The sequence below is a fragment of the Luteolibacter yonseiensis genome (assembly GCF_016595465.1).
Lineage (GTDB): Bacteria > Verrucomicrobiota > Verrucomicrobiia > Verrucomicrobiales > Akkermansiaceae > Luteolibacter > Luteolibacter yonseiensis.
The window spans coordinates 127,875-147,923 of record NZ_JAENIK010000009.1 but is presented as its reverse complement, the minus strand read 5'-3'; the positions used below and the strand labels follow the sequence as shown (position 1 = coordinate 147,923).

The window sequence follows — 20,049 nt, the reverse complement described above, 5'->3', positions numbered from 1 at the left end:
GCGGTCTAGCCCGGTGGTCGAAAAAACGTCCGGAAAAACCGGAGATTGCGGCTTCCCACATGACAATGGATCAGGGGGCGGGCAGCCTCCGGGCGGGGAGCCTCACTTCACTTCCTCCACCCCATCGGGCAGTTTCACCACGGACTTGATGGTTCCGTCCGCCTGGCGTTCGTGGCGCACATGGATCGCGCCTTTCGGAGTCGGGTAGGTCCCCTCCGCCCACTTGAGACGGCCGAGATCCGGCGTGATCCTCACCTTGGCACAGCCGGGAGCCACGGGTGCGACACCCAGCACGTTCCTGCTCAACCATGCCGTCGGCCCGCCCGCCCAGCCGTGGCAGAAACTGTGGCGGAAGCCGACGTAACAATGCGCGCCGAAATCCCCGTGCAGGTCTTTTTTACCCGGCGCGACCGGTTGGTCGATCGGTCCCGCGTCCTTCGTCCAGTCGAGATCGAAGTCTTCCCAAAAGGTGGTCGCGCCGAAGTCAAGCATGCCGCCCCAGTATTGGCTGATGAAGTCGAGGCCGGTGTCGATGTCACCCGATTTCGCAAGGGCGTTGAGAACATAGAATCCGTAGAACGTGCTCAGGTCCCGCGGCCCGTCTTTTTTCAAGACAGCATCGGAAACCTCCGACGGTTCACGGAATCCCGCGATGGAGAGAAGCGCCGCGGGTGACTTGCGGCCGCTGGACTCGGGCTGGTGCCTGCGAAGCCGCGCGGCCGTCTCCGTGCAGAGCTCCGCGGTTTCCCGGTCGCCGAGGATTTCCGCCAATCGCGCGCCGCTTTCCATGGTGAGCGTCATCATCGCCTGGAGGCCCTCGTGCACGGCGGTCTTGTTTTCAAACGTCGGCCAGTCGAGGAAACGCATGCCGTCCAGGGTCTCCCTGCCATCCGCATCCACATGGGTGGCGAGACGCTTGAGCAATGCGGTCAGGTAGGCCTGCTGCTGCTTGAGATAATCGAGATTCCCGTTCTGGAGGTACCACTCCTCGTGGATCAGGATCCACCACATGGAATAGGAGCTGATGCCGTTCATCCATTCGGTGACGGGGGTGACATCCCGGGTCATGTCCAGGCTCTTCGGGACGACCTCGTTGTAGCCGAAGACGCTGCTGATGACGCTGACCTCCGGATGCATGTCGCCCAGCCAGACGAGCCGGTCGCGCTTGATGCCATCCCAAAGGTAGTCCTGCATGTTGAGGTGGACGGTGTAGGCACCGGTATCCCATATCCGGTTCAGCCGCTCGTCCGAGCACTTGAAGGAGCCGACGTAGGGGACGTCGCGCAGGGTGAGCACCGCGCGGACCTGGCTGAGCCGCACGTCCGTTTTCGGATCCGCGTTGTCGATCCGCAGGAAGCGGAAGCCGCTGGGACCGACGGTCGTCTTGCCGAGCCACGGCAGCTTCACCACCTGGTCGCGCAGCGCATGGTCGTTCTGCGCGCCGCGCTCGCCGATGTCCACCATCGTTTCCGCGACGGATTCACCGAACCGCAGCCGGACGGAAGGCATGTCCTTGCCGGGTGTCTGCGGTGTGAAGAGATCGACGGAACCGACGATCTCCACTCCGAAATCAATGACGACCGCGCCACCGGGCTTCACCACCAGCGGCGGCACCGGCTCCACGAGCACGGCCTGGCCGCTGTGCGGCTTGAGCAGGTTTTCCGGATCTTCAACACCCGCTCCCGATGCCCACACCACATGCTTCGGCCGGACGACAAAGGAGGTGAGCGCGCTTTTTTCCGCGACCTCGGCGACGGCGGCGGGAAGCGCGCGGCAGGGAAGGACCGCCGCGGAAAAGGCCGCGGCGGCGAGACAGGGAATGAGTTTCATCGGAAACCGGACGGGCTGTTAGAAATCGAACTGGTCGATGTTTTCCTTGGTGAAGACGAACGGCTTGCCGAGGATGATGTTGTCGCCCTCGACCGTCATTTTCCCGAGCTTGCCCGCGGTGAAGTCGGCCGCGCCGGGTTTGAGCTCGCCTTTGGCGACGGCGGCACCCGCCATCACGGACAGGTAGCCGAGGTCCTCCACTTTCCATAGGATGACCGCCTGGGTCACGCCGTCCTTGACGTAGGTGCGGTTCTCGCTGGGCAGGCCGAGGCCGAGGACCTTGACGGCACCTGTTTTTCCAGCCTGTTTCACCGCCTCCGCCGCGCCGGGAACGGCGGGCGAGCACACGGCGACGATGGCCTTGAGATTCGGGTGGGCGCTGAGGAGGTTCGTGGCTTCCTGCTGCGCCTTGTCCTTCTGGTCGTCGCACGGCTTGATGTCCACGAGCTTCATGTTCGGATACTTCGCCGCGTTCTGCTCCTTGATGTACTTGATCCACTCGTTCAGGTTCGCGGCGGTCAGGGTGCCGGTGATGATGGCGAACTCGCCCTCGCCGCCCGTGAGGGAGGCGGCGGTGTCCATGAGCTGCTGGCCGATGCCCTGCGGCGTCGCCTGGTTCACGAAAAACGAACGGGCGTCCTTCTGCGCGTCCGCGTCGAAGGTGACGACCTTGATGCCGGACGACTGCGCCTTCTTCAGGGCGGTGGAGATGGAGTCCTTGTTTTCACAGGAGGCGACGATGACATCGACGCCATCGGTGATCCAGTTCTCGACGATCTCGTTCTGCTTGGCCGGATCCGAATTGATCGGTCCGTCGAATTTCAGCTCGGCGTCGAGATCCGCGGCGGCGGCGCGGGCGCCCTTCTCACAGGTGACGAAGTATTGGTTGCCCTTGCTCTTCGGGAGCAGGGCGATGGTGAGCTTGCCCTTGGACTCGGATTTGCTGCAGGAAACAAATGGAAGCGCGGCGAGGAGCGCGAGCGAGGCGATGAAGGTCTTGCGTTTCATGGGTTGGCTGGATTGGGTTTCAGATTGGCGAGAGATTGCTTGCGGGCGCGGCGCACGGCCAGCGTTTTCGTGGTGGCTCCGATGGCCAGGGCGGTGAGCAGCAGCAGGCCGGTGAGCAGGCCGGAAAGCTCGCGGGCGACGCTCGCCACCGGTTGGTCGAAGATGCGGTAGTCGGAAATGCGGGTGAGGCCGTTGTTCAGGATGGCCAGCGAGATCCAGCCGAGGAAAGTGCCCGCCACCGTGCCGGAACCGCCGAATATGCTCACACCTCCGAGCACCACGGCGGTGATGGCCAGCAGCTCGTAACCGATGCCGGCGTTCGCCCGGGCCTCGCCCAGGCGTGAGACGAGGATCACGGCGGCCAGTCCCGCGACCGCCCCGGCCAGCATGTAGGCGATGCTGGTGTTCCTCGCCACCGGGATGCCCGCGTAACGCGCTCCGTCCGCCGCATAGCCGATGGCGCGGAACGAACGGCCGACGGTGGTGCGGTGGACCAGAAGCCAGATTCCCAGCGCGACGAAGATGAACACCCAGATCTGCGTGGGCAGTCCCGCGATGTCCGCGTTTCCCAAGGCAAGGAAGGATGGGGAGAAACCGGAGTAGGATTCCGAGCCTTTCGTCAGCGCTTCCGCCAGACCGCGGAAAAGCGAGAAGGTCCCGAGCGTGACGATCAGCGGTGGCAGGTTCAACCGGGTGATGAGCACCGCGTTCAATCCGCCGCCCATTGCACCGAAGGCGATGGCCAGGGCACCGGCGAGCCACGGATCGAGGCCGAGGCTGTTCACCATCATGCCGAAGAGCACCGCGCACAGGCCCATCATCGAGCCGACGGAAAGATCGATGCCGCCGGTGAGGATGACCGGCGTCATCGCCAGCGCGAGCAGACCGATCTCCACCGAGTGGCGGAAGACGTTGGAGATGTTCCTGCCGACGAGGAAATTGTTTCCGAGGGCCTGGAAGAGGATCACTTCGAAAAGGATCACCAGCACCAGCACCGTCTCGTGACGGGCGAGGAGGGACTTGATGGAGAACGACCTTGGGTTTGACATGGCTGCGGTCTGTTAGATGGATTTCTTCCGGGTGCGGATGCCGTCCGCCACCACGGCGAGCAGGATGACAAGGCCCTGGATGGCTTTTTCCCAATAGGGTTCGAAATGCAGGTGGGTCAGCGCGGGATTCACGTTCGCCAGCAGCAGCATCCCCAGCAAGACGCCCCACAGCGTGCCACGCCCGCCGCTGATCGCGACGCCGCCGACAACCGCGGCGGCGATGGCCTTGAGCTCGAGCCCGTCGCCACAGTTCGGCTGCACCTGGGGGGACTGGACCATGTTCAGCACCGCTGCCAGACCGGCCAGCGCGCCCATCAGCACGAAGACCCCGAAGGTGGTGCGCTTCGGATCGATGCCGGCGAGGCGGGCGGCCTCCGCATCCGTGCCCGTGGCGTGGATGAACCGTCCGGCGGAAAGGTTTTTCATCGACCATGCCGCGACGATCAGCAGCGCGGCCGTCAGGGAGATGACGATCGTCTGGCCCGCCGACTGGCTGACACCGAACCACTGGATGCCTGCGGGAAGCGTGAGCAGTTGTCCCTGCTGCCACAGCCGCAGGGCTTCCTGCCAGGTCACCATCGTCGCCAGCGTGACCACGATGCTCGGCAGGCCGAGGTAGGCGACGAGCACTCCATTGACCGCCCCCATGAACGCTCCGGCCCCGATGGCCGCCGCAATGGCGGCTCCCAGCGGCAGTCCGGACGCCGCGGTCATACCGGCGACGATGGCGCACATGCTGAATTGCGAACCGATGGAGATGTCGATCTGCCGGGAAATGATCACCAGCGCGATGCCGATGGCGGCGACCAGCGCGGGCATCTGCGAGGTGAGCCGCGAGACGAACGGCTGGCCTTGGAAAAAGTGCGGGGCGAGGACGGCCAGCAGCAGGATGAGCAGCAGCAGCGCGCACGCGACGGTGAGTTCACGGAAATACTTGCTCATCAGGCGGCGTCCTTTCCATTCGTTCCGAGCGCGGCGGCCATGACGGCCTGGGCGTCCGCGTTCTCCTTCGCGATGATGTCCACCAGTTTTCCGCCACGCATGATGGCGACGCGGTCGCTCATTCCCAGGACCTCGGGCAGGTCGCTGGAAATCATCAGCACCGCCAGGCCCTCCTTCGCCAGGCCGCGGATGATCCTGTGGATCTCGCTCTTCGCACCAACATCCACTCCTTGGGTGGGTTCATCGAGGATGAGCAGCTTCGGCTTCGTCGCCAGCCAGCGGGCGACGCTGACCTTCTGCTGGTTTCCACCGCTGAGGCTGCCGCCCGGCGCGTCGGGACCATAGGCCTTGATGCCGAGGTCGCGGATGAAGTCATTGGCCAGCAGGTCCTCCGCCTTGAAACGGAGCCACGTGCCGGGAAAAAATTTCGGGTGGATCGCCATCGTCATGTTCTGGGCGATGGGCATTTCCAGAATCACCCCGTGCCTGCGGCGGTCCTCCGGCACATAGCCGATGCCATGGGCGATGGCCTCGCGCGGACTGCGGATCGAGATCTTTTCACCATTCAGCGAAATCTCGCCGGAGTCCGCGGGAGTGATGCCGAAGAGGATCCGTGCGAGTTCCGTCCGCCCCGCGCCAACGAGGCCTGCCATGCCGACGATCTCGCCCGCCCTCACATCGAGCGTCACCCCGCCGACCCCGCCCGCCGCGCAGCCGAGGTTTTTCAATGAAAGCACCACACCGGCCGGTTCGCTTTCCGCAGGCGGATAGATGGAGGAAACCTCGCGGCCCACCATCAGCTTGATCATCTGGGATTCGTTGAGAGTGTCCACCTGGTTCGTGCCGACGCTTTCGCCGTCCCGCAAGACGGTCACGCGGTCCGCCAGGGCGAAGATCTCCTCCAGGCGGTGGGAGATGTAGATCACCCCCACCCCGCTCGCCCGCAGGTCGCGCACGACCTTGAACAACAGGTGCTGCTCCTTCTGCGTGAGCGACGCGGTCGGCTCGTCCATGATGACGATCTCCGCTCCGGAACCGAGCGCGCAGGCGATCTCCACCAATTGTTGCTCCGGCATCGAGAGCGAGCGCACCTCCGCATCCGGCGAGATTTCCGCGCCGATGCGGTGCAGAAGCTCGACCGCCTGGGTACGCTGCCCGGCCCAGCGGACGCGGCTGAACGTGCCGGGCTTCTTCAGCCGCAACCCGATGTTCTCCGCGACCGTGAGATCGGGGAAAAGAGCGGGTTGTTGGTAGATGCAGGCGATGCCGAGCTGGCGCGCCTTCGATGGAGTGAGATGGGCGACCACCTCACCGCCAACGGTGAGCGTGCCCCCGTCGGGTTGGTGCGCGCCGGTGATGACCTTGATGAGGGTGGATTTCCCCGCGCCGTTCTCGCCCAGCAAGGCGTGGACCTCTCCCGGGCGGAGCTCGAAGGAAACCCCCTTGAGCGCGCGCACGGCACCGAAGGATTTCCGGATGTCAGTTAGTTGGAGAAGATTTTTCAAACCGTGGGTTGGCGGGTTGGTGGCGTTTTATCAGGCTCTCTTGGCCAACACAGTATTTTCGTAGGACTTCACCTCGTCCAGCCACGCGGTGCCGACCGGAACATCCTGCCTTTCGCAATACGCATCCCATACCGGGCCCCAGGGCAGACTCTTGCTTTCTTCCAACAAGGCGAGGCGCGAGGTGTGGTCGCCCGCCTTTTCCGCCGCGTGCAGGGCGGCGGGTTCCAGCAGAGCCATGAGCAGGGCCTTCAAGGTGTTCCGAGTGCCGATGGTCCACGCGGCGATGCGGTTGATGCTGGCGTCGAAGAAATCCAGCCCGATGTGCGTGCGGGCCAGCAGCTTGTTTCTCACCAGCTCCGCGGCGATTGATTGCAGCGCGTCGTCCAGCGTCACGACATGATCGCTGTCCCAACGCACGCCACGGCTGACATGCAGCAGGATCTCCGGCACATACATCAGCACCGTGCCGAGCTTGTCGGCGATGCCTTCCGTCGGGTGGAAATGGCCCGCGTCGAGGCAGAGCAGCTTCTGGTTCTTCATCGCATACCCCATATAGAACTCATGGGAGCCGACGACATAACTCTCGCTGCCGATGCCGAACAACTTGCACTCCACCGCGTCGAGATGGTGCTTCGGATTGAGCTTCTTCGCGAAAACGCGGTCGAGCGAATCCGACAGGCGCCGGCGGGGTGCGAGACGGTCCACCGGAGTGTCCTTGTAGCCGTCCGGGATCCAGACATTCGTCACGGTCGGCGAACCGAGCGCCTTGCCCATCACCGCGCCGATCTCCCGCGATGCGATGCAGTGCTCCACCCAGAAGTCGCGGACCGCCTTCTTCGGGTGGGACAGGGTGAAACCGTCCGCCGCCTTCGGATGCGCGAAACAGGTCGGGTTGAAATCCATTCCCATGCCGTGGGATTTCGCCCAGTCGATCCAGTTGGCGAAATGCTCCGGGCGGATCTCGTTGCGGTCCACCTTTTTTCCGCCGAACTCGCCGTAGAACGCATGGAGGTTCAGCCGGTGCCTGCCCGGAATCAGTGAAAGCGCCTTTTCCAGATCCGCGCGAAGCTCGTCCGGCGTGCGAGCCTTGCCGGGATAATTCCCCGTCACCGCGATTCCGCCGCTGAGTCCTTCGCCCGTGTTTTCAAATCCGCCGACATCATCGCCCTGCCAGCAGTGGAGGGAAATGGGCACGGTCGCGAGCCTGGCCATGGCGGCCTCGGTATCCACGCCGGTTCCGGCGTACCGCTCTCGGGCGAGTTGATAAGACTGGGCGACTGACTTGGAGGATTTTGCCATTTCTCAGGGTTTGATTAAGGATGGGCAGCTTGCTTGAAATTCCCGCATAAAAACCTCCACTGTTTTGCCAAAAACAAGCACGATCCCGCCAAGTGAAACGCATCCTGAAAATCGACGACTGGTTCCACCCCGATGGATTTCCCATCAGCGTCGAGCGGCGTGAACCGCAGGAACACTTCGAGCCGCACGCCCATGAGTTCGCCGAGCTGGTCATCGTCACCGGCGGCAAGTGCCTGCATGTCACCGGGCAGGAATCATGGGAACTCACCGCCGGCGACGTCTTCGTCATCGCGGGCAAGCGCGAGCATGAGTACCGCGATCTCGAAGACCTCCGGCTGGTGAACATCCTCTATCAGCCCAACCAGCTGAAGATGGGGTTGTTGGATCTTCCTTCCGTCGCCGGGTATCACGCGCTTTTCACGCTGGAGCCTTCCCGGAACATCAGACAACCCACCAAGGGCCGCCTCCATCTGACGGGCAAGGAACTCGCACAGGTCATCGAACTGGCGGACCGCCTCGATGCGGAACTGAAGGCCCGCGAACCGGGATTCGGTTTCATGGCCACCGCATCGTTCATGCAGATCATCGGCCTGCTCTCACGCTGCTACGGCCGCAGTCCGTCGCCGGACGGCCGCGCCGTCCTGCGCATCGGCGAGGCGATGTCCCATTTGGAACGGAACATTCACCGCGAGGTGGATCTGGAGGAATTGGCCACCATCGCGAACATGTCGCAGCGGAGTTTCCTCAGGGTTTTCCAATCCGCCACCGGCACCTCGCCGCTCGCATGGGTCATCGGGCAGCGCATCACCCGCGCCTGCAACCTCCTGCGCCACACCGACCGCAGGGTGACGGAGATCGCCTTCGACGTCGGGTTCAACGACAGCAACTATTTCACCCGGCAGTTCCGGAAAACCACCGGCATGTCGCCACGGGACTACCGGATGCGGCAGGGGTCGGCGTGAGCTGGAAGACGCGTCACTTCGCCATCATTTCCAGCAACGTGGCCGCGGTGGGAATCGCGCCGGGCTTCACCTCGCTGTATTTCTTCTGGTTGAGGGTCACCGCCGCCGGGACCTTGGTGCGGATCTGCAGGTTGCTGACATACATGTCGATCTGGATCGGCTTGGTGATCTCGGAATCATCCTTCTTGTTCTCGTCCGTGATGATGCAGTTTTCAAACACGCAATCCCGGGTGAGCAGCACGAAACTGAGGGGTATCTTGCATTTCACAAACCGGCTGTTGACGATCCGCATCCATTTGTCGTTCACATAATCCGCAGGCTGGTTCTGCAGGAAAAGCATCGTGGGAAACACCACGTCCTCGAAAACACAGTTCTCCGCCCGGATCGCGTTGTTGCTCACCGCGGAAAGCCCGGAACGGGTTCCCTTGAGGTAGCAGTTCTCGAAATAATGCTTCATCTGCCCCCGCCACCAACCGATTTTCGGAAAATCACAACTGATCAAGGCGCAGTTTTTCAAATAAAAGTGGCAGCGGTCGTCACCGCTCATCTCAAGATTCTCGAACCGGCTCTTGGATGCGAAGACATTGGCATAATGAAGCTCGAACTTCCCCCGCTCCGATCCGGACCATACGCTCTGGGGTGAGATGACCACATTGACCCAGATATTCTTGTTCCGGTCACCGACATAGATGGGTTCACGGATCTTCTGCTTCGTCACCGGGATGGTCATGCTCTCCAGCCAGTCCCCCTTGATGGCGAAGGGATTTTCAAGCACCGGCGGGTTCTCCTCGGGGATGTCCATCACCGGCAGCGGGTTCACGGCGCCCGCCCGGGGATCATCGGCGAGAGGAGGGGTCACGGCGGCGGAACCACCTGACAACTGGAGCAACAGCTGCTCGCCCTCCTTGCGCAGGTTCAGCGCCTCATCGACTTTTCCGGCCTTGGTCAGGATGCCTTCCTGCTCGCGGAGCTTCTTCCCCGTTCCCTGTACGACCTGGTCGCGTGCGGTTTTCGTGGCGGCGTCGATCTCATCCCGCGATTTCAAATACTTCGCCCGCAGGTCGACCAGAACCTTGTCTTCATGGGCGGTGGGTTCACCGGTGTTTTTTACAGAATCCTGTTCCTCCCGCAGGCGGACGATGGCGTCCAGCTCGCCGGCGGTGGCGAGGGATTTTTCCAGATTCCCCAGCGCCGCGGCATACTTCTGGGCGAGATCCATCCTCTTCAGCTTGCCCTCGGCCTCCGCCATGGAGACCTCCGCCTCACTCGTCGTGCGGAGATGCTCCAACACATCCTGTGCGATGGCGGCGGAGGACATCATCAGGCATGCGAGCAATGTCTTCGGAAAAAAGCGGAGGGGGCGGGCGAGTTTCATGTTTGAGTAAATTACGGAGTCCGGAGGCGTGTTCCATCGCTCCTTGATCATTATGCCCAAGATCATCTCGACGCGATGTCGGCTGTCAATCCCGGGCCTGTCAGAATGTGGAAGCCTTTGGCTTCATCTCCGGCCTCGCCGGTTCCGGTGGGTATCACTTCGCCATCAGCGCCGTCAGGGAGGCGGCGGTGGGCACCGCGGCAACCTTCGGATCGCTGTATTTCTTCTGGTTGATCGTCACCGCGGCAGGCATCTTGTTGACCCGGATCTGGGTGTTGCTCACATACATGTCGATCTGGATCGGCTTGGTGATCTCGACATCATCCCCCCTGTCGATGTCTTCCGAGACGACACAGTTCTCAAACACACAATCGCGGGTGAGGAGCAGGAAACTGAGCGGCAGCTTGCATTTCACGAAGCGGCAGTTGACGAGCCGCAGCCACTTGTCGTTCACGAAATCCGCGGGTTGGTGTTTCTGGAAACGGATGGTGGGGAACTCCACATCCTCGAACACACAGGTCTGCGCTCGGATGCCATTCTCCTGAACCGTCAGGCGTCCGGCGTAGCTTCCCTTGATATGGCAATTTTCGAAATAGTGCTTCGCGAAAAACCAGCCGCCATCATGCCACCAGCCGACTTTCGGGAACTTGCAGCTGGTGAACGCGCAGTTCGCGAAATAAAAGCGGTTCGCATGGTCCGCTCCCAATTCGAGATTCTCGAAACGGGACTTGGTGGCGATGAATGTCCCCGCGGCCAGATGGACCTTGCCACGCTCCGCGCCCGACCAGATGCTGTTCGGAGAAACCACGACGGTGATCCATATGTTTTTTTCACGATGACCGACGATGATCGGTTCCCGGACCTTCTGCTTCGCCACCGGCACGGTCATGCTCGTGAGCCAGTCCCCCTTGATCGCGAAAGGATTGTCGGCCACGGGAGGCTTGTCCGGCGGAAGCTTGATCATCTCCAGATCGTTCAAGGCGGGAAGCGAGTTCGCCCGCGGGTCGTCGGCGAAAGCCACCGTCTCCGCCGCGCTCCCGCCTGAAAGCTGGAGCAGCAGCCGTTCACCTTCCTTGCGAAGGTTCAGCGCCTCCTCCACCTTCCCCGCCTTGGTCAGAACCGCCTCCTGCTCCTTGATTTTTTTCCCGGTTCCCTGGGCGACCTGGGCGCGGGCGCCCTTGGTGGCGGCATCGATGTCATCGCGCGACTTCAGATACTTCGCGCGCAGGTCCACCAGCGGCTTGTCGTCATGGGGGGTGGGTTCGCCCGTGCCCCTCACCGCTTCCTGCTCCTCGCGCAGATGCACGATGGCATCCAGCTCGCCCGCGGCGGCGAGCGATTTTTCCAGATTCCCCAGAGCCGTCGCGTATTTCTGCGCGAGATCCATTTTCTTCAGCTTCCCCTCGGCATCAGCCATGGCGACCTCCGCTTCCGCCGTGGTCCGCAGGTGTTCCAACACATCCTGCGCGATGGCGGAAGAGGACATCATCATGCCAGCGAAAAACATCTTTGCGATGAAGCGGAGGGAGAGGAGCGAGGGTTTCATGTTAGATAGGTTTCAGGCCGGGGATACGCATTCCATCGCACCCTTACATCATTCATTACCTCAAATCATCTCGACCGATTGCCAGCTGTCAATCCCGCGGATCGACCGGCATGCCCACATGCCTTCCCATTCCGGAAAAACCGCATTCGGGGGCGTTTGCCGAAACATCAAACCCGGCCGTTAGATCATCCGTGGGGACGATGGAACCTGGCGAAAAAACATCATTTGCCCAGTTCCGCCGCCGTCCATGGCTTGGCACCGCGCGCCTTGGTGGCGTCCCGCTGGTACTTGGCCTGGGGCAGGGTGACGGGCACGGCCTTGTTAGACCACTCGTTGCGGATGTAGGTGGAGATGTCCGCCAGGTCCTGGTCGCTGATGGCGGGGTTCGCGCCGAGCGCGGGCATGTCGCTCTCCGGACTGTAGGATTCGCCATCGACGGTGATGGGGCCCGTCAGGCCATGAAGCAGGATGTTGAGGAGGTTCCTGGGGTTTCCGGTGACCCATTCCGAGGAATCCAGCGGAGGTCCGAGGTTGGGCATGCCATCACCGTCGGCACCGTGGCAGCCGAAGCAGGCGGCCTCACCGTGGAAAAGGGCTTTCCCGCGTTCGAAGGAGGCGAGCGCCTCCCCCGTCAGATGATTTGCGGCGGGCTTGGACTTCGCATCCCTGGCCCCCTGGTCCAGCCAGCCGAGAAGAGCGGTGTCTTTCGAGTCCTTGAGGGCGGCTTCCTTGAAGGCGAGTTCGTTCTGATCCAGTCCCGAAACGGCGGCCTCCCTCACGAAAGGAACTTTCGACTTTTTCGCCAGCAGATCCGCGAGCTTCGCGAAGGCGGCGGGGGTGCCGACGCGGCCGAGCGCCCGGGCGAGATACGGAACCACCTCATCATCCGTGGGTGAAGCGGCCACCAGCGCGGGCGCGAGCTTCGAGAGTTCCGCGGCGTCGAGCCGCGTGCTGGCCCAGAGCGCCGAGGATTGCAGCTTGGCATCCTTCGTCTGGATGGAGGTCACCAGCGAATCCGCCTTGAGCGCGCCCATGCCCTCGAGCGTCCAGAAGGCGTGGATCTTTTGCACGGGTGTTCCCGCCTTCGCCAGTTTTTCCAAAAAGGGAATGGTCGCGGCTTCCTTGCGTTCGACCAGAAGACGCTGCGCCGTCTCACGCTGCCATGAGTTCGGGTTCGTGAGCACGCGGACCAGGTCGAGGCCATGGAGATTCGTCAGGTCCGCCACCGGTTGGAGTTTCCCCATCTTGCTGCGGATCCGGTAGATGCGGCCGTGGCCGTAGGGAGGGGCGTCCAGCCCGCGATCCAGCGTCTGCTTGCGCAGGTAGCTGGTCATGTAGGTGTTGTGCTGGATGATGCCGTGGTACATGTCCACGATGTAGAGCGATCCATCCGGCGCGGTGTAGGCGCTGACGGGGCGGAAACGCTCGTCGGTGGAGGCGAGGAATTCCTTTTCATCCAAAGGATGCTCCCCCTTCGACACTCCATCCTTTTCCGTGATGCGGATGGCCTTGACCAGGTTGCAGACCGGTTCGGTGGCGAACGCGGTGCCCTGCCAGTCCGCCGGGAAATTCGTCCCGCGGTAGATGGTCATGCCGGACGCGGCGGTGGCGCTGATGAGCTTGTAGGTCTTGGGATCGAGCGTGTCGTTGTCGAAGCCATGCGCCTTGGCGATGTAGGCGCGGTTCACGGCGGGAGTGACGCGGATGGGCCAGACCCTGTTGCTGCCGAGCTGGGTGAAATCCTTCGCCTTCATCTTCACGTCCGGATTTCCCAGCAGGAGGTCCGGTGCCAGCAGGTCGCCAAAAAGCAGGGTGGAGTTGTTGTTATGATAAAGCCGTCCGTAATCGTCACGCGCGATGCCCCACTGGCCGCGGAAGGTGGAGGTCTCGAGCTCCCACGTGTCTCCGGCCCGCTTCAGGCGGCGGTCCGACTTGGCGAGATACCAACGGTTGTCGAGGTTCGCCAACAGGCCGTTCGGCTTGTGCTCGACGTTTCCGCCCTGCATGATCTTCGTATCGATCACCTGCGGTTCTCCGGACGGCGAGTCCCCTTTCCGCTTGATCCAGCAGAGGCGTTTCTCATCCATGAAAAGCACGCCATCCTGGAAAACCGAGATCGCACGCGGGAGCAACAGCTTGTCCAGGAACACCGTGCGCTTGTCCGCCTTCCCGTCCGCGTTGGTGTCCTCCAGAATGACAATGCGCCCCTGGGGATCCGACTCCTTTTTCCCGTCGATGTCCGGCATGTAGCCGCGCATCTCGCAGACCCACATGCGTCCGGCGGGATCGAAGTCCAGACAGACGGGAGTGTCCACCAGCGGCTCGGCGGCGACGGGCTCGATGACGAAACCGGGAGCCAGCTCGAACGTCTTGAGCGCCTGGTCCACCGTGAGCACCGGGCTGGGCGGGATCAATTTCTCGGGGACGACCGGATCCATCTTCACGCCTTTGTCATCACCTTGCTGCGCGGTGGCGAGCAGGGACATCAGGAGGAGCGGACCCGTGATTCTGAAAAACATGTGCTTGCTGGATACGAACATGGGTGTGAAAACATTCAATCGCGAAATGCTACATCCGCGTGGCCCAGCGGAGTTTCGCGGAGCTGCTGCGCGGGTTCATCCGGCGTTCCTCGGGTCCGGCCTGGACGACTCCCTCGCTGATCTCCGAGTAGAGGCCGTCACGGACGCCCGCTTTCAGAAACTGCTTCACGCGGCGGTCCTCGCCGGAGTGGAAGGTGAGGATGGCGGCACGCCCGCCGGACTTCAAACAGTCCGGCAGCGCGCGGAGAAAGGCATCCAGCGCGGTGAATTCCTCGTTCACGGCGATCCGGACCGCTTGGAAAACCCGGCGGACTGTCAGATCCATCTCCTCCTCGTCGCTGATACGGACCGCCTCACGGATCGCCCTTGCGAAATCCGACGTGGTTTGGAACCTACCGCCCGCGAGTGCCGTGGAGAGGGATTGCGCGCGGGGTTCGTCGGCATTTTCGACAAGCGCGGTTTCCAATTTCTCCACACTGGTTTTTTCCAACCAATCGGCGGCGGAGAGGCCGCGACTGGGATTCATGCGCATGTCGAGCGGGCCGGAGGTTTTGAAGCTGAAACCGCGCGAAGGATCGTCGAGCTGCATGGAAGAGCAGCCGAGGTCGGCGAAAACGAAATCCACCGCCGCGATGTCCCGCGAGGCGAGGGCCTTGGAAATCCCGGCGTAATTGGACCTGACCGCTTCGAAACGGTCTTCCCCATAACCGGCGGCGCGGAGGCGGGCCTCGGTTTTCGGCTGTTCGATGGGATCCACATCCAGTCCCAGCAGCTTTCCGCCGGGTGAGATTTTTTCCAAGATCCGGAGCGCGTGGCCGCCGTAGCCGAGCGTCGCATCCACACCGGTCATGCCCGCCGCCAGTTCCAGCGCGGCGAGGCATTCCTCCATCATGATGGGAATGTGGGAACCCGCAGGCGTCTTGCCGGAGGCGATGACCTTCGCCACCGTGTCGCCGTAGCGCGCGGGATCGTGTTCCTTGTATTTGTCCTCGAAACGGCGGGGATTTTTTCCGCTGTAGCGTTTCCGGCGCGGCGGGCGTGGGGTTTCCTCACTCACAGTTCGGAATATTTCAGATTGTTGCCACGGGATTTCTCGACCGGATAGCGGAGGTCGTTGTTGGCGATCTTCGCCTGCATGACCTCGCCGAGCTTCAGTCCGAGATTGTCGGCGAATTCGAAAAGCAGGATGGCCACATCCGCGATTTCCGAGGCGATTTCCTCGCGCCGGTCTTCCAGACGTTTGCCGATCTGCTCTTCCTGCTGCCAGACGAAATGCTGCATCAGCTCACCCGCCTCGGCGGAAATCGCCACCGCGAGATCCTTGGCATTGTGGTACTTCCGCCACTCGCGGGCATCCACGAAGGTTTGGATCTGTGCCGTCAGCTCGGCGATGGAATCACTCATGGCTGGGGTTGTAATATCGGGCGGCGGGGAGCGCGAGATTTTATCCCGCAAGGAAGAATACGAACCACGAAATCCACCAAAAACACAAAAAGAGGGGGTCATGGACCTTCCTCGCTTGGCAGCACGCTTGATATGAAATCAGTTTCCGAAAATAAAGTGACCACTGGAGTCGGCGAGACTTTTGGACTGCGCGCAGCCCGCTGCCGCTTTCCGTAGCCAGCTTGCTGACACAGCGGAACCACAGCGAATCATTGATTGCTCCGCAGGCTGTCGCACAAGGGGAGGCGCGCCTGATGAATTCGAACCTCCGTCCCGGCCAGCGAGCTGGCAGGTGAAAGCGGCAGCAAGCTGCACGCAGTCCACGGAGCCGCCCCTTTCAGATGGATGGCCTGCCCCCCCAGATCCCTCGTGTCTTTTTTGATTTTCGTGGTTTCTCTTCTGAAATCGAAGGCCGGAATGGGCGCAACGGCCCACAAAAAAAGCCGCCTGCGCTTTCGCACAGGCGGCTGGAACTTGAATGATCCGCTGGAAATTATTCTCCGGCGACTTCGACCACTTCCTCAGCGGCCTTTTTCTTCTTGGCAGCCTTTTTCGCTGGCTTGGCAGGAGCTTCCGCAGGAGCGGCTTCCTCGGCCACGGCGACTTCCGCCACCGGCTCTTCGCTGGCTGGTGCGTCCACCCACTCGATGATCGCCATCGGTGCGGAGTCGCTCATGCGGGCGCCGAGCTTGGTGATGCGGCAGTAGCCACCCTGGCGGTCCTTCGAGGCAGGTGCTGTCTCGGAGAAAAGCTTCTGCACGGTGTCCTTCTGACGGAGGAAGGAGATCGCGAGGCGGCGGGAATGAAGATCGTCGCGCTTGGCGAGGGTGATCAACTTTTCCGCGACCGGGCGGAGTGCCTTGGCCTTGCCGAGCGTGGTCTTGATGCGACCATGCTGGATGAGGCTGCATGCCAGGTTGGCAAGGAGGGCGCGGCGCTGCGAGGCGTTGCGTTTGAGTTTAACTGTTTTGCTGCGATGTCTCATCGGGTGCTTCCGTTTCTATTTTAAATGTGTTAATCGTCGAGGTTTTGAGCGATCAGATCGGCAAGGCCGACAGGCGCTTCGTCTTCAGCACCGAGGCGCGGGCCACGGGATGCTGCTGCAGGTCCGGAAAGCAGGGAGGCTTCGAAGGACATTCCGAGACCGAGGCCGAGCTCGACGAGCTTGTCCTTGATTTCGTTGAGGGATTTCTTGCCGAAGTTGCGATACTTCAGCATTTCCGCCTCGGACTTCATCGCGAGCTGGCCCACCGAGGTGATGTTCGCGTTGTTGAGGCAGTTGGCGGCACGAACCGAGAGTTCGATTTCGTTGACCGACATGTTGAGAAGTTTCTTGAGGGCGGCGTTCTCTTCGCTGGACTCGGCAGGAGCCTCTTCGAAATCCACGGCGTTCTCGTCATAGTTGACGAACACGTCGAGGTGGTGGCGGAGAATCGCGGATGCCTGGAGGAGCGCGTCCTGCGGGGTGATGCGGCCGTCGGTCCAGATGTCGAGCACGAGCTTGTCGAAATCGGTCATCTGACCGACACGGGTCGTTTCCACGGCGTACTTGACGCGGGTGACGGGCGAGAAGATCGAGTCGATGGCGATGACGCCGATCGGCTGGTCCTTGCGCTTGTTTTCGTCGCCGGTGGAGAAACCACGGCCGACGCGGACTTCGAATTCGCAGTCGAACTTCACCTTCTTGTCGAGGGTGCAGATGACCTGGTCCTTGTTGACCACTTCGTAGATGTGGTCGCCCTGGATGTCGCCGGCGGTGACGACGCCTTCCTTCTCGACCTTGATCGTGAGGATGCGGGGTTCCTTCTCGTTGTGGGCGAACTTGACCTTCTTGAGGTTCAGCACGATGTCGGTGACATCTTCCACCACGCCCGGAAGGCTGGAGAACTCGTGCTGGACGCCGGCGATGCGGACGGAAGTGATGGACGCGCCTTCCAAGGAGGAAAGGAGCACGCGGCGGAGGGAGTTGCCGATGGTGTGGCCGTATCCGCGCTCGAATGGCTCGGCGCTGAACTGGGCGTAGGTATCGGTGGCGGTGTCCTCGTTGCGGACGAGGCGGTTCGGGAGCTCGAAACGAGCGAGTTTGACTGCTGACATGTTGTTTTTGATTGCCGGGTTACCCTCATGCGGGCGGAAAACTCCATTTAAGAAGCTGTCCAGAGGACCGACGGCTGATGTGCGATTGCCCGCGGGGGCGCGACTAAATGGCGGACCGGCCTGCTTGCAAAGCATTTTTTTCTGACATTTTCGTCCGAAATTTTACCAAATCGGAACTAATTCGGAATTAAAAACTAGATTTCCTAACAGTCCGAACGCAAATTTTCGGTGCAATCCACCCTTATCATCAATGAAATCAAAACGTAATCTCACGCGATTTACCTATGAGACCGCAGCCTTCGAAGGCTGGCGGTTGTGTATCAGCCGAGCCGGAACCAATTTCACCAAATACTTTCCGGACAAAAAGTTCGGAGGTGGGAAGAAATCCCTGGCCGCGGCGGAGAAGGTTCTCGCCGAACTCAAATTGGTGCTGGAAGGCTCGAAGCGCGTGGAAGGAAAACTCAGCCAGACGACTCTGAAGAAAGCGGAGAAGATCATGGCCGACAGCTGAAAGCGTTCTGTGTTGCGCGATCCCCGTGAGGCGGCAGATTCCTCTCATGCCGGATCCGCAGCCTTCCATCATACACTGGTTCCGCCGCGATCTGCGGATCGCGGACAATCCCTCTCTCAGCAGCGCGGCGGAATCCGGACTCCCCCTGGTCCCCCTTTATATTACCAGTGACTGGCAAGGCCGGCACCACTGGACCGGCCCGAACCGCCAGCAGTTCCTCTGCGGATCCCTGGCCGCGCTGGCGAAAAACCTCGAAACGCTCGGTGGACGGCTGATCGTCCGCCGGGGCGGGGCCATCGCCGAACTGCGGAAAATCATCCGCGAGTGCCGCGCCGCCGCCCTCCACTACCATGCGTCGCCCGATCCCTTTGGAAAATCGGTGGAGACCCAGGTCTCCCTGCTCTGCGCGGAACTGGGCGTGGAATGCCACATCCATGCGGACATCGCCCTGCACGGCCCGGACGAGGTGCTCACCCAGAGCGGACAACCCTACCGCGTCTTCACCCCCTATTTCAGAAACTGGGAGAATCTCCCGAAATCCTCCCCCATCGCCAAGCCACGCCCATTTAAAACTCCGGACCACCTGACGTCCCTGCCGCTGCCCACCGTCGCGGACTGGGGATTGGAGGTCCCGGAAACACAGATCGCCGAACCAGGGGAGAGCGCCGCCCGCGGGCGGCTGAAGCATGCCATCGCCGGGAAAATCGAAAACTACTCGGCGTCCCGCGATTTCCCCGGAGCGGACGGCACCTCGCGCATTTCCCAGGACCTCCGGCATGGACTTGTCTCCATCCGCACGGTCCACGCCGCCTGCCTGAAAGCCAGGGCCGCGGCCGACCACGTTGGCAAGGCGGGGATCGACACCTTCATCAAGGAGCTCGCATGGCGGGAATTCTACTTCGCGATCCTCCACCATTTCCCGAACGTCCTGCGGGAGGAATTCAACGCCGACTGGCGGGGGCTGGAATGGCACGAACCGGGCAGGGACTTCGAAGCATGGAAAACCGGCACCACCGGGTTCCCCATCGTCGATGCCGGGATGCGCGAACTGCTCGCCACCGGCTTCATGCACAACCGCGTCCGCATGATCACCGCCATGTTCCTGACGAAGGACCTGCACATCGACTGGAAACTCGGCGAATCATGGTTCATGCGGCACCTGGTGGACGGGGAGATCGCCTCGAACAACGGCGGCTGGCAATGGTCCGCCGGGACCGGAGCGGACGCGGCGCCTTATTTCCGTATCCAGAACCCTTGGTCACAGACCGCCAGATACGATCCCGACGGTGTTTATATCAAGCGGTGGATTCCGGAACTCGCGAAGGTCCACCCCTCCCGTTTCCTCGAACCACCGAAGGACGGGCGGCCCCTCGCCCCGGGTTATCCCCTGCCCTGCGTGGATCACAAGACCGAGCGCGAACGCACGCTGGCGATTTTCAATCGACTCCGGTCTCAAAAACGCTAGATTTTTTAGGGAAGATATTCGCCCGGGACGCGTCCCACCTACAGTCATGCACAAGTTCCGCTGCATCCTCGCCACGTTTTTCGCGATCCTGATCGTGATTCCGGCGTGCTGCTGCGCTTCCATCGTGCGTGACAGCGCGCGGGCGGAGCACTCGTGCTGCGAGGGCGGCAAAAAGGAGAAACGCGAGAGCGCCTGCGATTGCGAAGCCAAGACTCCCCGCAATCATGAAGCGGCCTCGGTCACCGTGGATGCCCCGGTTTCCGCGCCTGCCGAACCCATGCTCTCCTTACCCGCGGTGGTGACGACGGTCGTTCCCGTCCAAATCACGGAGCTGCCGGAGGAACTCGACACCGGTCCGCCCCGACGGCTGCTGGCGATGCTCCAGCGGTTTTTGATCTGATGATGTCGTGAGGCCGCAGACGTCCTGCGGCGGATAAATGCGTCCCTTTCCGACGCGCCATTTTCCCGACGCTCCCT

The 20,049-nt window shown here is 61.9% G+C and carries 17 protein-coding genes; 4 read left to right on the top strand and 13 right to left on the bottom strand.

The window, feature by feature from the left end:
- Positions 1 to 102 precede the first annotated feature (102 nt).
- Genes JIN84_RS08220 through JIN84_RS08195 form a run of 6 tightly spaced genes read right to left on the bottom strand, consistent with a single transcriptional unit; the run spans position 103 to position 7,633 of the window.
- Complete coding sequence (locus JIN84_RS08220; protein ID WP_200350560.1) at positions 103 to 1,830, bottom strand: alpha-L-rhamnosidase-related protein; 1,728 nt, start codon at positions 1,828 to 1,830, stop codon at positions 103 to 105.
- Positions 1,831 to 1,848: 18 nt separating this feature from the next.
- Positions 1,849 to 2,838 carry an autoinducer 2 ABC transporter substrate-binding protein gene (locus JIN84_RS08215; RefSeq protein WP_200350559.1) on the bottom strand — a complete coding sequence of 330 codons (990 nt, stop codon included), beginning with the start codon at positions 2,836 to 2,838 and terminating at the stop codon, positions 1,849 to 1,851.
- Positions 2,835 to 3,887: an ABC transporter permease gene (locus JIN84_RS08210; RefSeq protein ID WP_200350558.1), complete on the bottom strand. Its 1,053-nt coding sequence runs from the start codon at positions 3,885 to 3,887 to the stop codon at positions 2,835 to 2,837. Before JIN84_RS08210 ends, JIN84_RS08215 begins: the two co-directional genes overlap by 4 nt.
- 12 nt (positions 3,888 to 3,899) lie before the next feature.
- Positions 3,900 to 4,829 carry an ABC transporter permease gene (locus JIN84_RS08205; RefSeq protein ID WP_200350557.1) on the bottom strand — a complete coding sequence of 310 codons (930 nt, stop codon included), beginning with the start codon at positions 4,827 to 4,829 and terminating at the stop codon, positions 3,900 to 3,902.
- A complete protein-coding gene (locus JIN84_RS08200) occupies positions 4,829 to 6,334 on the bottom strand; it encodes a sugar ABC transporter ATP-binding protein (RefSeq protein ID WP_200350556.1) in 1,506 nt (501 codons plus the stop codon). Before JIN84_RS08200 ends, JIN84_RS08205 begins: the two co-directional genes overlap by 1 nt.
- 30 nt (positions 6,335 to 6,364) lie before the next feature.
- On the bottom strand, positions 6,365 to 7,633 hold the full coding sequence (locus JIN84_RS08195) for an L-rhamnose isomerase (protein ID WP_200350555.1): 1,269 nt from the start codon (positions 7,631 to 7,633) through the stop codon (positions 6,365 to 6,367).
- Positions 7,634 to 7,725: 92 nt separating this feature from the next.
- Here JIN84_RS08195 and JIN84_RS08190 point away from each other — a divergent pair, with 92 nt between their 5' ends.
- On the top strand, positions 7,726 to 8,595 hold the full coding sequence (locus tag JIN84_RS08190) for a helix-turn-helix domain-containing protein (protein WP_200350554.1): 870 nt from the start codon (positions 7,726 to 7,728) through the stop codon (positions 8,593 to 8,595).
- 13 nt (positions 8,596 to 8,608) lie between these two features.
- Here JIN84_RS08190 and JIN84_RS08185 read toward each other — a convergent pair whose 3' ends face one another.
- The 7 genes from JIN84_RS08185 to JIN84_RS08155 form a co-directional block, all read right to left on the bottom strand.
- Complete coding sequence (locus JIN84_RS08185; RefSeq protein ID WP_200350553.1) at positions 8,609 to 9,970, bottom strand: hypothetical protein; 1,362 nt, start codon at positions 9,968 to 9,970, stop codon at positions 8,609 to 8,611.
- Between the two features lie 154 nt (positions 9,971 to 10,124).
- Positions 10,125 to 11,516 (bottom strand): hypothetical protein, encoded by a 1,392-nt coding sequence (locus JIN84_RS08180; protein ID WP_200350552.1) that lies wholly within the window; start codon positions 11,514 to 11,516, stop codon positions 10,125 to 10,127.
- A 221-nt stretch (positions 11,517 to 11,737) separates the two neighbouring features.
- On the bottom strand, positions 11,738 to 14,035 hold the full coding sequence (locus JIN84_RS08175; RefSeq protein WP_200350551.1) for a DUF7133 domain-containing protein: 2,298 nt from the start codon (positions 14,033 to 14,035) through the stop codon (positions 11,738 to 11,740).
- Between the two features lie 49 nt (positions 14,036 to 14,084).
- Positions 14,085 to 15,113, bottom strand: coding sequence for a 16S rRNA (cytosine(1402)-N(4))-methyltransferase RsmH (rsmH, locus tag JIN84_RS08170; protein WP_200350550.1), 1,029 nt, complete (start codon positions 15,111 to 15,113; stop codon positions 14,085 to 14,087).
- On the bottom strand, positions 15,110 to 15,460 hold the full coding sequence (locus JIN84_RS08165) for a nucleotide pyrophosphohydrolase (protein WP_200350549.1): 351 nt from the start codon (positions 15,458 to 15,460) through the stop codon (positions 15,110 to 15,112). Before JIN84_RS08165 ends, rsmH begins: the two co-directional genes overlap by 4 nt.
- A gap of 532 nt (positions 15,461 to 15,992) precedes the next feature.
- Complete coding sequence (gene rplQ, locus JIN84_RS08160; RefSeq protein WP_200350548.1) at positions 15,993 to 16,484, bottom strand: 50S ribosomal protein L17; 492 nt, start codon at positions 16,482 to 16,484, stop codon at positions 15,993 to 15,995.
- A gap of 29 nt (positions 16,485 to 16,513) precedes the next feature.
- Positions 16,514 to 17,596 carry a DNA-directed RNA polymerase subunit alpha gene (locus JIN84_RS08155; RefSeq protein WP_200350547.1) on the bottom strand — a complete coding sequence of 361 codons (1,083 nt, stop codon included), beginning with the start codon at positions 17,594 to 17,596 and terminating at the stop codon, positions 16,514 to 16,516.
- Positions 17,597 to 17,846: 250 nt separating this feature from the next.
- On the opposite strand from JIN84_RS08155, the gene JIN84_RS08150 reads away from it, so the two are divergent.
- The 3 genes from JIN84_RS08150 to JIN84_RS08140 are packed head-to-tail and all read left to right on the top strand — an operon-like array spanning position 17,847 to position 19,972.
- Positions 17,847 to 18,107, top strand: a complete 261-nt coding sequence (locus JIN84_RS08150; protein WP_200350546.1) for a hypothetical protein — start codon at positions 17,847 to 17,849, stop codon at positions 18,105 to 18,107.
- Positions 18,108 to 18,153: 46 nt separating this feature from the next.
- On the top strand, positions 18,154 to 19,572 hold the full coding sequence (locus JIN84_RS08145; protein ID WP_200350545.1) for a cryptochrome/photolyase family protein: 1,419 nt from the start codon (positions 18,154 to 18,156) through the stop codon (positions 19,570 to 19,572).
- Positions 19,573 to 19,618: 46 nt separating this feature from the next.
- On the top strand, positions 19,619 to 19,972 hold the full coding sequence (locus JIN84_RS08140) for a hypothetical protein (RefSeq protein ID WP_200350544.1): 354 nt from the start codon (positions 19,619 to 19,621) through the stop codon (positions 19,970 to 19,972).
- Positions 19,973 to 20,049 lie beyond the last annotated feature (77 nt).

Bases quoted from the DNA above. Each gene is read 5' to 3' on its own strand.
- JIN84_RS08220 (WP_200350560.1), bottom strand. From the start codon at position 1,830: ATGAAACTCATTCCCTGTCTCGCCGCCGCGGCCTTTTCCGCGGCGGTC.
- JIN84_RS08215 (WP_200350559.1), bottom strand. From the start codon at position 2,838: ATGAAACGCAAGACCTTCATCGCCTCGCTCGCGCTCCTCGCCGCGCTT.
- JIN84_RS08210 (WP_200350558.1), bottom strand. From the start codon at position 3,887: ATGTCAAACCCAAGGTCGTTCTCCATCAAGTCCCTCCTCGCCCGTCAC.
- JIN84_RS08205 (WP_200350557.1), bottom strand. From the start codon at position 4,829: ATGAGCAAGTATTTCCGTGAACTCACCGTCGCGTGCGCGCTGCTGCTG.
- JIN84_RS08195 (WP_200350555.1), bottom strand. From the start codon at position 7,633: ATGGCAAAATCCTCCAAGTCAGTCGCCCAGTCTTATCAACTCGCCCGA.
- JIN84_RS08185 (WP_200350553.1), bottom strand. From the start codon at position 9,970: ATGAAACTCGCCCGCCCCCTCCGCTTTTTTCCGAAGACATTGCTCGCA.
- JIN84_RS08180 (WP_200350552.1), bottom strand. From the start codon at position 11,516: ATGAAACCCTCGCTCCTCTCCCTCCGCTTCATCGCAAAGATGTTTTTC.
- JIN84_RS08175 (WP_200350551.1), bottom strand. From the start codon at position 14,035: ATGTTTTTCAGAATCACGGGTCCGCTCCTCCTGATGTCCCTGCTCGCC.
- JIN84_RS08165 (WP_200350549.1), bottom strand. From the start codon at position 15,460: ATGAGTGATTCCATCGCCGAGCTGACGGCACAGATCCAAACCTTCGTG.
- rplQ (WP_200350548.1), bottom strand. From the start codon at position 16,484: ATGAGACATCGCAGCAAAACAGTTAAACTCAAACGCAACGCCTCGCAG.
- JIN84_RS08155 (WP_200350547.1), bottom strand. From the start codon at position 17,596: ATGTCAGCAGTCAAACTCGCTCGTTTCGAGCTCCCGAACCGCCTCGTC.
- JIN84_RS08150 (WP_200350546.1), top strand. From the start codon at position 17,847: ATGAAATCAAAACGTAATCTCACGCGATTTACCTATGAGACCGCAGCC.
- JIN84_RS08145 (WP_200350545.1), top strand. From the start codon at position 18,154: ATGCCGGATCCGCAGCCTTCCATCATACACTGGTTCCGCCGCGATCTG.
- JIN84_RS08140 (WP_200350544.1), top strand. From the start codon at position 19,619: ATGCACAAGTTCCGCTGCATCCTCGCCACGTTTTTCGCGATCCTGATC.